This window comes from Burkholderia sp. Bp9031, from assembly GCF_003857965.1.
Classification (GTDB): domain Bacteria; phylum Pseudomonadota; class Gammaproteobacteria; order Burkholderiales; family Burkholderiaceae; genus Burkholderia; species Burkholderia ambifaria_A.
In genome coordinates this window covers 141,781-155,581 of record NZ_QTPW01000011.1, presented here as the reverse complement: position 1 = coordinate 155,581, position 13,801 = coordinate 141,781, and the positions used below count along the sequence as shown (strand labels likewise).

At 65.9% G+C, this 13,801-nt stretch carries 11 protein-coding genes; 2 read left to right on the top strand and 9 right to left on the bottom strand.

The genetic code is table 11. The features are described 5' to 3' along the window. Positions 1 to 156: 156 nt before the first annotated feature. From DIE15_RS17105 to betC, 3 genes are all read right to left on the bottom strand, one after another. A complete protein-coding gene (locus DIE15_RS17105; RefSeq protein WP_124833876.1) occupies positions 157 to 1,296 on the bottom strand; it encodes a porin in 1,140 nt (379 codons plus the stop codon). A 256-nt stretch (positions 1,297 to 1,552) separates the two neighbouring features. Next, positions 1,553 to 2,521, bottom strand: coding sequence for a choline ABC transporter substrate-binding protein (gene choX, locus DIE15_RS17100; RefSeq protein ID WP_124833875.1), 969 nt, complete (start codon positions 2,519 to 2,521; stop codon positions 1,553 to 1,555). Positions 2,522 to 2,566: 45 nt separating this feature from the next. Beyond that, on the bottom strand, positions 2,567 to 4,102 hold the full coding sequence (gene betC, locus DIE15_RS17095; RefSeq protein ID WP_124833874.1) for a choline-sulfatase: 1,536 nt from the start codon (positions 4,100 to 4,102) through the stop codon (positions 2,567 to 2,569). A 201-nt stretch (positions 4,103 to 4,303) separates the two neighbouring features. Here betC and DIE15_RS17085 point away from each other — a divergent pair, with 201 nt between their 5' ends. Beyond that, the gene (locus DIE15_RS17085; protein ID WP_082664775.1) at positions 4,304 to 5,230 is read left to right on the top strand and encodes a choline sulfate utilization transcriptional regulator; all 927 of its coding nucleotides are present in this window, start codon (positions 4,304 to 4,306) and stop codon (positions 5,228 to 5,230) included. A gap of 237 nt (positions 5,231 to 5,467) precedes the next feature. Further along, the gene (gene purU / locus DIE15_RS17080) at positions 5,468 to 6,355 is read left to right on the top strand and encodes a formyltetrahydrofolate deformylase (RefSeq protein ID WP_057927531.1); all 888 of its coding nucleotides are present in this window, start codon (positions 5,468 to 5,470) and stop codon (positions 6,353 to 6,355) included. Between the two features lie 171 nt (positions 6,356 to 6,526). On the opposite strand, the gene DIE15_RS17075 is transcribed toward purU, so the two are convergent. The 6 genes from DIE15_RS17075 to DIE15_RS17050 all read right to left on the bottom strand — a co-directional run bounded on the left by DIE15_RS17075 (position 6,527) and on the right by DIE15_RS17050 (position 13,797). Next, complete coding sequence (locus tag DIE15_RS17075) at positions 6,527 to 8,182, bottom strand: APC family permease (protein ID WP_057927532.1); 1,656 nt, start codon at positions 8,180 to 8,182, stop codon at positions 6,527 to 6,529. A gap of 180 nt (positions 8,183 to 8,362) precedes the next feature. Next, positions 8,363 to 9,226 carry a glycine betaine ABC transporter substrate-binding protein gene (locus tag DIE15_RS17070; RefSeq protein ID WP_124833873.1) on the bottom strand — a complete coding sequence of 288 codons (864 nt, stop codon included), beginning with the start codon at positions 9,224 to 9,226 and terminating at the stop codon, positions 8,363 to 8,365. Positions 9,227 to 9,370: 144 nt separating this feature from the next. Next, the gene (locus tag DIE15_RS17065) at positions 9,371 to 10,522 is read right to left on the bottom strand and encodes a hybrid-cluster NAD(P)-dependent oxidoreductase (protein WP_057927534.1); all 1,152 of its coding nucleotides are present in this window, start codon (positions 10,520 to 10,522) and stop codon (positions 9,371 to 9,373) included. 29 nt (positions 10,523 to 10,551) lie between these two features. Beyond that, positions 10,552 to 11,793, bottom strand: coding sequence for an aromatic ring-hydroxylating dioxygenase subunit alpha (locus tag DIE15_RS17060; protein WP_057927535.1), 1,242 nt, complete (start codon positions 11,791 to 11,793; stop codon positions 10,552 to 10,554). Positions 11,794 to 11,845: 52 nt separating this feature from the next. Beyond that, entirely contained in the window at positions 11,846 to 12,631 is a 786-nt protein-coding gene (locus tag DIE15_RS17055; RefSeq protein WP_057927536.1) for an electron transfer flavoprotein subunit beta/FixA family protein, read from the bottom strand. Then, the gene (locus DIE15_RS17050) at positions 12,628 to 13,797 is read right to left on the bottom strand and encodes an electron transfer flavoprotein subunit alpha/FixB family protein (RefSeq protein ID WP_124833872.1); all 1,170 of its coding nucleotides are present in this window, start codon (positions 13,795 to 13,797) and stop codon (positions 12,628 to 12,630) included. The genes DIE15_RS17055 and DIE15_RS17050 overlap by 4 nt, the downstream gene beginning before the upstream one ends. Positions 13,798 to 13,801 lie beyond the last annotated feature (4 nt).

Sequence of the window (13,801 nt, the reverse complement as noted above, 5' to 3'; positions counted from 1 at the left end):
ATCGCCAACCGTGCCGATCCTGCCGGACGCGCACCCCGCGCCGGTAGCACCGGCGCACACGGCACTACCCTCCCGCCGCGCAAAAAAAAGCGCGAACCGCAGTTCGCGCCAAAGAGAGATCTCGCTGAGGACACCGGAAGATCTACCCCACCCCACTCAGAAAGAATGCCGCATCCCGATCCGCACGTCGGCCTGCGTCTGCGTGGTCGACGGCGTGAAGCTGTAGCCGATGACCGCATCGACACCCTGCGACGCGCGCAGGTAGTCGCCGGAGATGTACACGTCGGTGCGCTTCGACAGCAGGTAGTGCAGGCCGGCCGTCCCCTGGTTCCAGTGGTGGCCTTCGAAGCGCGTGTGCTGATAGCCCGCGATGAAGCTGAGCGCCGGCGTGAACTGGTACAGGCCGCCGCCTTCATACACCTGCATGTGCGACGACTGGCCGAAGCCCTTGATCGTCGTGTACGAGAAGTTCGCGTCGAGCGACAGCTTGCCGATCGTGTAGCTCGTGCCGATGCCGAACGTTCCCTGGCTGTCGACGTCCATCGCGGTGTTCGAGAACAGGTCGGTGCGCGCGCCGGTCGCCGGATCGACGGTGACGGTCTGCTGGCCGAGGAACGTATGCGTGCCGATCATTGCGTACGGGTCGAACGCATAGATGCCGTTCGGGTTGTTCAGGCGCGTGTACGCCGCACCGATCGAGAAGTCGCCCTTCGTGAAGCTCGCGCCCGCGCTCCATGCGCTGTTGCGATGGAAGTTGCCGGCGACGTTGCCGAACGAATACATCGCGCCAAACTTGAAGCCGTTCAGGTCGTTCGACAGGAACTTCACCGAGTTCGGCAGGCGGTCGCCGTTGAAGCGGTCGAAGTCGCCCTGGTGAATCGCATAGCCGCTCCCCCATGCCGAGATGTTGTAGATCGACACCAGCTCGTTGGTGATGTCCAGCTGGTTGCCGAACGACAGCGTGCCCCAGTCGTTCTGCAGGCCGACATAAGCCTGGCGTCCGAACTCCGCCCCGCCGAAGCCGAGCTGCCCGTTGCCGAGGTGGAAACCGCTCTCGAGCGTGAATACCGCTTTCAGGCCGCCACCGAGATCTTCAGTGCCCTTCAGGCCGAAGCGGTTGCCGTACGCGATGCCGTCGTCGAACTTGACCACGTGCGAGCCGCCCGTGTTGTTCACGTAAGTAACGCCCGCGTCGATGATCCCGTACAGCGTCACGCTGCTCTGCGCATGGCCGATGGCGGGAATACAGGCCGCGCATGCCAGCGCGACCGCTACGGCAACTTTCTTCTGCTTCATTGTCGACCACCCTCCCTGAACCGTTCTGTGGAAAGAACCGTGGCCTGGCGCGCGCCGCAATACGCCGGCCGATTCGAATTCGGTACGTCTACTAGCTTCGGTATTTCGTTTTCCGCAATAACGTAGCCATTGGCGAAAAATACAAACCCATATTTATGGTCACCAGTCTGAAGGCGACACCAAATGGTCTCGATGCGACTGCTCGGGAAAACACCGAGACGGGCAGCCATGCAAAAAACGGCCGCCCGAACATGGATCAGCGGGCGTCGAGCGCCGCGCGCACGGCCGGCAGGGCCGGTGTGCCGGATGCGGTCGTCACGCCATCCAGCCAGCCCTCGACGAGTGCCGGGTCCGCCTTCAGCACGTGCTGCGCCGCAAGCGCGGGCGACGTCTTGTTGTCGAGCATGTCGGCGATCATCCTGTTCTCGACGTCGACGGAGAAGGTCATCTGCCGGAACAGCCGCGCGAGGTTCGCACACTGGCCGGCAAAGCCGGAACGCGTCACGGTGTTGACGGTCGCACCGCCGTAGTTCGGACCGAAATACGCGTCGCCGCCCGACAGGTAGGTCAGGTGGAACTTGGTATTCATCAGGTGCGGCTCCCACGCGAGAAACACGATCCAGCGCTTGTCGCGCACCGCACGCTCGACCTGCGTGAGCATCCCCGTCTCGCTCGATTCGACGAGCGACCAGTTCGCCGGGCCGAGCGCATGGTCGGACAGCATCCGCTTGATGTTCTGGTTTGCGGGCGCGCCGGGCTCGATCCCGTAGATCTTGTCGCCGAAGCGGTCCGCGTAGTGTGCGAGATCGGCGAACGTATGCACGCCCGCGGCCGCGACGTAATCGGGCACGGCCAGCGTGAACTTCGCGCCGCTCAGGTTCGCGTGGAGCACGTCGATCGACTTCTCGTCGACGAAAGGCTTCACGAGCGGCGCCTGCGCGGGCATCCAGTTACCGAGGAACACGTCGACCTGCCCTTTCTTCAAGCCCTGGTATGTGATCGGCACCGACAGGTTCGCAACGTCCTGCCGGTAGCCGAGCGCCTTCAGCACGACGCCGGCCATCGCGTTCGTCGCGTCGATGTCGGTCCAGCCGGGCGCCGCCATCTTCACGTCGCGACACGTCTGCGGGTCGGCGGCGTGCGCGGGCTGTATCGCCATCACACATGCGGTCGCGGCGAGCGCCGCGCCGATCCTTCGGATTGCTGCTTGGGATTGCCGTTTCATGGTTCGTTTCCTCCGTCGTTCGTCAATGACCGCGATGCGGACCGTTCAGCGCCCGACGCGCGGAAAGCGCGCCATCGCTTCGAGCGTGTCGAGTTCGATGTGATTGCGCATGTAGCGCTGGCTCGCGTCGGTGAACGGTTGCCAGTCCCACGCCTGAATGCGGCCCTGCGTCGTCGCCGCGTAATGGAAGCGGCGCCGCCGCTGGCTCGCACGCACCTGCGCGTCGAGTTCCGGCAGGTTCCAGCGTCGTGCGGCCTCCGCGCGGAACGCGGCGAGCACGTCGGCCGCTTCGGGCAGGCCGGCCAGGTTCGTGCGCTCGCGCGGATCGTCGGCGAGGTTGTAGAGCTGGTCGGGATCGGCCGGGCAATGCACGTACTTCCAGTCGCCGCGGCGGATCATCACGACCGGCGCAACCGCCCCTTCCGCGAGGTATTCGCCCAGCGCGACGTCGTGCGCGGGCGCGCCTTGCAGATGCGGCACGAGGCTCGCGCCGTCGACCGGGTCCGGCCAGCCGCCGGCGGGCGCCGCGCCGGCCAGGTCGACGAGCGTCGGCAGCAAGTCGACGTGCGACACGGGCCCGCGCACGCACGCGGCGTCGAAACGGCCCGGCGCGTGGACGATCAGCGGCACGCGGCAGCCACCTTCGAAGAACGTCATCTTGTACCAGAGCCCGCGCTCGCCGAGCATGTCGCCGTGATCGGACGTGACGATCACGATCGTGTCGTCGGCGAACCCGCATTGCTCGAGCGCGGCCAGCACGCTGCCGAACTGCGCGTCGACGTAGGACGTCGCGCCGTAGTACGCGCGGCGTGCGGCACGAATCTGCGCATCGGTCGGCGGCGTACGGTCGTTTTCGCAGACGAAGCGCAGCCGCTGCGAATGCGGATCGCTCTGTTCGGCGTCGAGCCGCACGGCCGGCATGTCGATCTCGTCGTCGCTATACAGATCCCAGTACTCGCGCGTGATCGCATACGGATCGTGCGGATGCGTCAGCGACACGACCATGCAGAACGGCCGCGCGTCGTGCCCGGCCGCCCGCTCGCGCGCGACGTCGTACAGCTTCTGCTTCGCCGCGAACGTGACCTCGTCGTCGAAGTCGAGCTGGTTCGTGCGCACGCACGGGCCGGCCTCGAGCACCGAGCTCATGTTGTGATACCAGCTCGGCCGCTCGGTCGGGTGGTCCCAGTCGGGCACCCAGCCGAAGTCGGCCGGATAGATGTCGGTGGTAAGCCGCTCCTCGAAGCCGTGCAGCTGGTCGGGGCCGCAGAAATGCATCTTGCCGGACAGCATCGTGCGGTACCCGCCGGCACGCAGGTAGTGCGCGAAGGTCAGCGTTTGCGCCGGCAATTCGGCGGCGTTATCGTAGGCACCGATACCCGATGGCAGCTTGCCGGTCAGCAGCGAGAAACGCGACGGCGCGCACAGCGGGCTCGCGCAATACGCGGCATCGAACACGACGCCTTGCGCGGCGAGGCGGTCGAGCGTCGGCGTACGCGCGACGCGGTTGCCGTATGCCGGCAACGCGAACGGCGTCAGCTGGTCGGCCATCAGGATCAGGATGTTGGGAGTCGGATTCGTCATCGCGGTCGTGGGGAAATCGGTGTTCGAACGAAACGGCGCAACGCTCGTGCAGCGCAGCAGCCGACATGACGGACGCAGCCTGAAGAAAGTACCGCGCGCACCGGCCGCGACTGGCTAGAATCGCGGAAGGCCTGGCGCGGCGCCGCGCCGTCCGAAGCACTATCCCCCGCCCGAATTCGCGCGGGAAGGCGTCCGGCTCTTATGAGGCCATTAGAGAGACTTATGTCGAAATCCGAACCGTTACCGTCGATGCAGGCGCTGCGCGCGTTCGAATCGGCCGCCCGCCTCCAGAGCTTCACGGCCGCCGCGCGCGAGCTCGGCTCGACGCAGCCGGCCGTGAGCCAGCAGGTGTTCCAGCTCGAGGCGGAACTCGGCGTGCCGCTGTTCGAGCGCAGCCCGCGCGGCGTCACGCTGACGAGCGACGGCCAGTGCCTGTACGAAGCCGTGCGGGTGAGCCTCGACACGCTGCGCGGCGCCACCGCGACGCTGCGCGCGCGCCGCGAGCACGGCGCGCTCACGATCGTCACGGATTTCGGTTTCGCGACCTACTGGCTGATGCCGCGCCTCGCGGGGCTGAAGCGCGTGATGCCGGACGTCGACGTGCGGGTCGTCACGTCACAGGATTACGACGCGCAGCGCGACCACGCCGACATCGCGATCCTGTTCGGCGACGGCCACTGGCCGTCGTGCACGGCCGCGCGGCTCTTTCCGGAATCCGTCACGCCCGTGTGCTCGCCCGCGTTCCGCGCCGCGCACCCGCACGTCGCGCGGCCCGAGCACCTGCATGCGCTGCCGCTGCTGCACGTGCAGCCGACGCGCCCCGAGCGCTGGCTGTCGTGGGCCGGCTGGTTCGACGCGCACGGCCTCGACGCGCCGGCCGCCGCGCGCGGCGTGACCTTCAACAGTTACGCGCTGGTGATCCATGCGGCGCTGCTGGGCGAGGGCGTCGCGCTCGGCTGGTCGCCGCTCGTCGACGAGCTCGTCGCATCCGGGCAGCTCGTGAAGCTCGTCGACGCGCCCGTCGTCACGTCGCGCGGCTATTTCCTCGTGCGGCCGCCGCAGCGGCCCGAGCCGGACGCGACCCACGTGTTCCGGCGCTGGCTGCTCGACGCATGCGCGCCGGCCTGAACGGCCGTCCTGCCGGTCCGCAGGCGCCCGCCCGACGTCCGCCCGACGTCCGCCAGCCAGCCGCCCGACGCCAGCGCCGCCCGGCTACGCTGGCGCACCGATACCAGCCACACGGCGGGTTGGTTCTATCCGCGCCCGAATCGTCCTGATTTACTTGAGTCTCCCGCTACCCGCGTTGGCGCGGCGCCCCGGCGCGCCGTCGTGCGGGTTTGCGCTCCATGACATCCGAGGAATCTCATGACCGCCGACTCACGCCCCGATCAATTCGTCCTGACGCTGTCGTGCCCGAGCGCGGCCGGCCAGGTCGCCGCTGTCGTCGGCTTTCTCGAGCGCCATCGCTGCTACGTCGATGCGCTGAACGTGTTCGACGACGATCTCAGCAACCACTTCTTCGTGCGCTGTGTATTTCATCCGACGGATGAAACGCTGCAGATCGACGCGCTGCGCCAGGAATTCGGGCCGATCGCGGCCGCGCTCGGCGGCGGCGGTGAAGGCGACACGCAGTGGGCGATCCACGACGTGAACGCGCGCCCGAAGGTGCTGATCATGGTGTCGAAGCTCGAGCACTGCCTCGCGGACCTGCTGTTCCGCTGGCGGATGGGCGAGCTCAAGATGGACATCGTCGGCATCGTGTCGAACCATCCCGATTTCGAGCCGCTCGCCGCGCAGCACGGGCTGCCGTTCCGCCATTTCCCGATCACGGCCGACACCAAGGCGCAGCAGGAAGCACAGTGGCTCGACTTCTTCGAGTCGAGCGGCGCCGAACTCGTGATCCTCGCGCGCTACATGCAGGTGCTGTCGCAGGAAACGAGCGCGAAGCTCGCGAACCGTGCGATCAACATCCATCACTCGTTCCTGCCCGGCTTCAAGGGCGCGAAGCCGTATCACCAGGCGCATGCGCGCGGTGTGAAGCTGATCGGCGCGACCGCGCACTTCGTGACCGACGATCTCGACGAAGGCCCGATCATCGAGCAAGTGGTCGAGCGTGTCGATCACGCGCTGCGTCCCGAGCAACTGCTCGCGGTGGGCCGCGACGTGGAATGCATCACGCTCGCGCGCGCGGTAAAGGCGTTCATCGAGCGGCGGGTGTTCCTGAACGGCGATCGCACGGTGGTATTTCCGTAAGCGCATCGCGCGCTTTCATCGCGTTCGTTCCGCGAGAAACAAACAAAAAAACCGACCGGCACCAGCCGGTCGGTTTTTTATCGCTTGCCGTTCGACGCGGTGCGCGACGGCCCCGGGTGCGGTGTCCGGTTTCATCGCGCGCGGCGCGTGGCGCGTGCCGCGGTCAGGCGCTTACTTCACCCACGCGAAGTAGTACGACAGCCAGATCGTGAGCCCGGCGCCGATCAGCGCCGCATACGGCATCAGGTTCAGCCACATCGCGCGCTTCGGCACTTCGAGTTCCATGTCGCGCTGCATCTGCGCCGGGAAACGGCCGCGATCCTGCCAGTAGTGGCGGAACAGGAATACCGGCACGATCAGCAGCATCGCGATCAGCCCGTTGCGCAGCGTGCCTTCGCCCTGCAGGTTCGCGCCCGCGCCGACATAGACGAGGTTCGCGTAGCCGCAGATCGAACCGGCGACGAGCAGCCAGGTCGGGCAGCGGAACGGCCGATCCCAGTTGCCGCGATCCATCCGGTGGATCCAGCCCGACTGAAGGTTCAGGAATACGAACAGCATGTAGCAGACATTCGAGATCGACAGCACCGTCATGTAGTCCGACATCATCAGCAACACGAGGTTGAAGCCGAGATCGGTCCACATCGCGCGCGTGGGCGAACCGTGCTCGTTCACGTGCGACAGGTACTTCGGCAGCCAGCCGTCGACCGATGCCTGATACAGCGTGCGCGACGAGCCCATCATCGACGTCATCACGATCAGCAGGATCGACAGCATCAGCATCACGATGACCGCATTCGCGACCCACGCGCCGCCGCCGACGATCTTCGCCATCGCGGCCGCGACGCCGGTGCCGTCGCCGATCGACGGATCGAGCATCGCCTGCGTGCCAAGCGCGCCCTGGAACGCCATCGGCACCAGCGTCATCACGACGAGACACAGCGCGCCCGACCAGAAGATCGCCTTCGCGGTGTCGCGGCGCGGATCGCGGAATTCGCGCGTGTAGCAGACGGCCGTCTCGAAGCCGTACGACGCCCAGCCGGCCATGAACATCGCGCCGAGCGCCATCGTGACGCCCTGCCCGTTCCACGAACCGAACATCGTGGCCGTGAGGTTGCCGTGCGCGTCGTGACCGAGCGGCAGCAGCGGGAGCAGGTTCGACATCGGCACGTCGCCGGTGATGAACGGCACGATGCCGACGATCAGGAGCGGCGTGAGCGATGCGATGCCGAGAATGCGCTGCGTGCGCGCAGCCTTCGACGCGCCGCTGTGCTGAAGCTTGAACGTGATGAGAAGCAGAATCGTCGCGATGATGAACGTCGCATTGATTCGCAGAGACAGACCGGGCTTGATGAACCCGAGATCCGCGATCTTGAGCTGCCAGTGCAGCACCGCCGCATCGGCGGGAAAGAGACTCGTGAGCGCATAGCTCGCCGCGAGGCCGCAGCCGAGCGCGAGCATCGGCGACCACGCGAGCCAGTTGCACCACACGGAAACCGGGGCAATCAGCTTAGTGTAACGGACCCAGCCGATCGCGCCATACACGGACGCGCCGCCCGATTTATGAGGAAATAGCCCCGATATTTCCGCATAAGTCGCGCTTTGAATCAGCCCCATCGTGATCGCGGCGATCCAGATCGCCCACGCGGGCTGGCCGATCGTCGCGCATACGCCGCCGATCGTGAACAGCACGCCTGCCGGCACGCCGCTCGTAACCCAGAATGCGTCTTTCCAAGTCAGGCCACGATGCAGCGTATGGCCTGTCGAATCATGTGAGATGGTTGCCCCAACATCACTGGTGCGGTTCGCACGCAGTCCTGCCTGACTCATCCAATGCCTCCTGTGATGACTCCGCACAAGCGCCGTAGTGTAACAACCTACGGGATTTCGTGCAGAATCAGTAAAAGAAAACCGGGATATGACCGCAGGAAATCACGATTGCTTCGGATTCCTGCGTGCCATTCCCGGCTTGTTTTTTATGATGATGTGAGCGGCGAATCGCCGCCGGTTTTATTGAATGCCTTCAGTCCACGAATTCACGCGGTCCGCATGCGCCGCAATCCATGCATCGGCAGCCGCTTCCGGCTTCGAGCCGTTCTGGATCGCGAGCATCACGCTGTCGATTTCACCCGGTTTCCACTGGAATTTCTTCAGGAACGCGACGACCGGCTTGGCCTTCGTTTCGAGCTGCGGATTCACGACGTTGTCGACGTGCTCAGCACCGCCGAAGACCTTCTTCGGATCCTCGAGGAAGCGCAGCTTCCACTTCGCGAACATCCAGTGCGGCGCCCAGCCCGTCACGATCACCGGCTTGTTCGCCCCGACGGAGCGCGCCAGCTCGACCGTCATCGCACTGCCCGAGCTCGGCATCAGCGTGTAGTTCAGGCCGTAGTTCTTGATGGCCTCGTCGGTCTTGCGCATCACGCCCGCGCCCGCGTCGATGCCGACGATCCGGCCGCCGAAGCTGCTCTTCTCGGCATTCAGATCCTCGATGCTCTTCGCCTTCACGTAGGCCGGCACGATCAGGCCGATCTTCGCATCGGGGAAATTGGCGCCGAGGTCGACGACCTTCGCCTTGTACTCGTCCCAGTACGAACCGTGCGTGACGGGCAGCCAGGCCGACAGCGTCGCGTCGAGATCGCCGCGCGCCACGCCCTGCCACATGATCCCGGCCGCGACCGGCACGAGCTGAACCTGGTAACCGAGCTTCTTCTCGATCACGCGGGCCGCGACGTTCGACGTCGCGACACTGTCGTCCCAGCCTTCGACGTAGCCGATCTTCAGTGTCGGCTTCGTATCGGCGAGCGCCGAGGCGCTCAGTGCCACCATCGCCGACAGTGCGCCGGTCCAAAACAGTTTTCCGAACAGCTTCATGGTCGATCTCCTTGATATGCGCACCGTGCGCGTTGCCTCTCTAGGTTCTTCAACCACAAATCCGCGGTATCGTTCTTTTCCGACGGATGCTTGTCCAGACGCGACGCGACGCGCAGCGCCCGGACAGCCGATGGCTGGCTTCTATTATTTGTCGATCACGAGATCCGAGAGCGGCTTGCTGCAGCACAGCAGCACCATCCCCTGATCGATTTCGCGCTGGCGGATGCCACCGTTGTGCTTCATCTCGACCTGCCCCGACACGAGCTTCACCTTGCAGGTGCCGCACATGCCCTGCGTACACGACGCCGGAAGCCGCACGCCCGACTGGCGTGCCGCGTCGAGCACATGCTGCTCGGAGCCGCACGAGATTTCGCGGTTGCTCTTCGCGAAGTTGACGGTGAACTGCGTCGTCTCCGCGCCGCCGTCGCCGTTCGTGGCGGGTGCAAGGTCGGCCGCCAGTTCGTCGCTCGCAGTCTGCGCGAGCGTTTCGAACGAGAAGCTCTCCTCGTGATACTGCTTGCGATCGAAACCGGCTTCGTCGAGCAGGTCGCGCACGGCCTTCATGTACGGCGCGGGGCCGCACGTGAAGATCTCGCGCTCCATGAAGTCCGGTGCGATCAGCTTCAAGAGCGGCAGCGTCAGGAAGCCCGTGACGCCCGGCCAGTTGGTGCGTGCCCCGACGCGCTCGACGACGAACGACGTGCGGAAGTTCGTATGGTTCGACGCGATCAGGTCGAGCTCGCGCGCGAAGATGATGTCGTCCGGCGTGCGTGCGCTGTGCACGAACAGGATGTCGCGATCCTCGGCGAGATCGTGATGCGCGCGGCTCATCGACATCAGCGGCGTGACACCCGAGCCGGCCGACAGGAACAGGTACTTGCGCGCCGGATGACGCGCGCACGTGAATTCGCCGGCCGGGCCGAGCACGCGAACCGACGCGCCCGGCTGCAGGTTGTCGTGCAGCCAGTTCGACACCTTGCCGCCCGGCACGCGCTTGACCGTGATCGAGATCGTGTGCGGCCGCGCCGGCGACGACGAGATCGTGTAGCACCGGTTGATCGTCTCGCCTTCGATGTCGAGCTCGAGCGTGATGAACTGCCCGGGTTCGAACGAGAACGCACGGCCTTGCGGCGAACGGAAGAAGAAACTCTTCACGTCGTGGGTTTCCTGCCGAACGTGGCAGCACACCAGCGTTTCCTCGACGTCGCTCGTCCAGCGCTCCGGCAGCGCGCTCCAGAACGCCGGGTGTGTAACCCGGCTGTCCGCCGGCTCGAATTGGGCCGCATCTCGCATCATGTGTAACTCCGCTTGCTATCTACTGACGACTACGCGCCGGTTTTTTCGGCGAGCCGGCCGATGTACCAGGCCGAGAATTTTTCGACGAGACCTTCCGTGTACGGCGAATACGGACCCGGCTCGTACGCGCTGCTGGTCGCGCCGCGCTGCGAGAACTCGACGAGCGCGCGATCCTGATCGTTGGTCGCGTTCCACACGGCCGTCAGGTTCTTCACGTCGTAGTCGACGCCTTCCTTCGCATCCTTGTGCACGAGCCACTTGGTGCGCACGAGCGTCTTGCCGGCCGACAGCGGAATCACCGAGAACGTCACGATGTGATCGCTCATGAAGTGGTGCCACGAGTTCGGCTGCGTCCAGAACGACAGGCCACCGAGGTCGGCCTGGCCGAACTGGCCGAGCAGTTTCTTCGATGCGACCTTCGCGTCGAGCGTCTGCGATTCGCCGTGGCGGTCGAGCGGCAGGCGCTGCGTGCGGAAGCCCGTCACGTCGCTCAGCTTCTCGATTTCGGCGGACGGCAGGCCCATCTCGGCCCACTCCTTGCCGCGGCGCACGCAGGTTTCAGCGAACGCATCCATGCCTTCGGCGTTCGCATCGGAGCGCTGGTAGCCGAAGCCGTATTCGTACAGCGAGATCGTCAGCTCCGGATGGTTCGCGACGCAGTGATAGCACTCGCGGTTGTTCTCCATCGTGAGCTTCCAGTTGCCTTCCTCGATGATGTCGATCTGCGCGGCGATCTTCGTGTTCGGCAGATCGTGCGGCAGCAGGTACGGCTCCATCTCGGCGCGCAGCTGCGCGAAATCGACCGGCGGCTCCTCGGCGAGGCAGATGAAGATCAGGCCTGCGAGGTTCTGCACGTGGACCGACTTCAGGCTGTGCTTGCAGCGGTCGAACTTCTCGCCCATGTGCTCGGCGAACATCAGCTGACCCGTCAGGTTGTAGGTCCAGCTGTGGTACGGGCACACGATGTTGCCGACCGAGCCCTTGTCTTCGTTGCACAGACGCGCGCCGCGGTGGCGGCACACGTTGTGGAACGCACGGATTTCCATGTCATCGTCGCGCACGATCAGGATCGAGTCGCTGCCCAGTTCCACGGTCATGTAGTCGCCCGGCTCGGGAATGTCCGGTTCGACCGCGACCTGGATCCAGTGCTGGTGGAAAATCGCCTCCATGTCGAGGGCGAAGATTTCCTCGCTCGTATAGAACGGCGCCTCGAGGCTATGGCCTTCCTTGCGGCGCTCGATCAATGCACGAATGTCTGCCGATACTTTCATCGTTTGCTCCGGATTCCTTGCGTCCCAGTGTGGTTGCCGACAGGCATCAAAATCAGTAGTCGATGAGCTGATGCTCGCGCAAATACGCGAGGATCACTTGTGCTTTTTCGACTGAACTCCCTTCATTTACGACGTTGCCACCGCGGCTTTCGGTCGTCGTCGCGGACAGCATCCGTGCATGCCCGGAACGCTTCTCCGCAGCGACCAGCTTTACGGGTTTACGCTCGATCGCGCCGACCTTCCATGCGGCCGCATCGGCATCCGCGCCGCTCGACGTGAGCGTCGGGCGGATCGCGCCGGCCCGCAGCCGTGCATACGCGTAGCGCGGCTCCACGTTGGCGAGCGGATGCACCGCGACGACCGCCGGCAGCGCCGCGTCGACGCGGCGCCGCAGCCCTTTCGGCAAGAATTGCCGGACCGCCGCGCGGCCGCCGTCGACCGTCACGTCGACTGCCGAGCCGACGAGCGGATAGCCGAGCGCCGCGGCGACGCGATACGGCAGCATCCCGGTGTCATACGCGCCTTCGGCACGGGTGCCGGTCAGCACGAGGTCGTACCCTTGGACGCGGGCGGCGAGTGCGTGTACGGCATCGTCGCCGGCGCGGCAGGCCAGCACCTCGACCTGCCGTGCACCGAGCGCGAGGTATTCAGCAAGCGCTTCATTGGCGGGGTCGCCCGCATGGATGACGTCGAGCTGCGCGCGATGCTTCTCCGCAAGCTGGCGGCCGGCTTCGAGCGCGGCCGCGTCGTTGCGGCTGTAGCGCGCCGTGCCGCTGACCGGGTGCCGGCCCACGGACACGAGCACCGCGATGCGTTGCAACTGGCGGGGGGCGTTCATACTGCGACTCCTTCGGTTTCACGGGTGCCGACCGCGGTCGACGATTGTCCGCGCGACGCGCGTGCGGCCTGCACCTGTTCGATCAGCGCGGCGATCGTCGCCTGCGCGTCGCCCACCACCGTCAGGTTCGCGCGCTTCGCGATCGGCGCGCTGCCGTCGAGGTTGACCGCGATCACGTGGCGGCAGTCCTTGATCCCCTGCAGATGCTGCACTGCGCCCGAGATGCCGAACGCGATATACACGCTCGCCTCGACCGTCTTGCCGGTCGCGCCCACCTGCTTGTCGCGCGTGAAGTGGCCGTTGTCGACCGCGACGCGGCTCGCGCCGATCGCCGCGCCGAATGCGCCGGCGAGCTGTTCGAACGCGCCGATGTCGGATACCCCGTTGCCGGCCGACACGATGAAGTCGGCTTCCTCAAGCGCAACCTGAGCCGCGTCGATTTCCTCGAGACCGAGGTCGCGGTACGGCTGCGCCGCGTCGACAGCCGGGCGGATGAAGTCGGCAGCGAGGCGATCTCCTGCGCCGACGAACGGCAGTTTCGCCTCTACCGCGTTCTGCGCGAGCAGGATCACGTCGGGCAAGCCGCGCGTCGCGAACGCACGGCCGGCGTGCGCATACGTGCCGACATGCTTCGCGTCGATCTCGACCACGTGGGTCGCGACGCTCGCGCCGGCGGCCGCCGCGTAACGCCGGCCGAGATCGCCGTCGCCGGTCGCGTTGTCGGGCACGAACACGTACTTCGGCGCGAGCGCCGCGGCACATGCCTGCAATGCTTGCAATTCGCTTTCGGGCGCAAACGCGCGACGGTCGAAGTCGGCCAGCTCGATCAGCTTGTCGACGCCGAGTTCGGCGGCGTCATCCTTCACTTCGCCGAACGCCAGCAGCGCGACTTCCGTCTGCGCGTCGGCCAGCACCGCGGCAGCGGCGATTGCCTGGCGCGAATGGTCGTCGAGCGCGCCGCGCTCGGTATGCGCCACCACCAGCATCACGTGCTTCGGGTCCTGCACCGCGCGGCGCGGCTTCGCGGCTGCGGCGCCATGACCGTGCGCGGACCACTGCGCGGCGTTCGCGTCGGCGCTGCCTTCCTCGCCGAGCGTGATGCGCTTCAGGCCCGCGGCCGTGATGATGAACGGCCGGCGCGGATCGATTCGTTTGATCGTGTTCATCGAT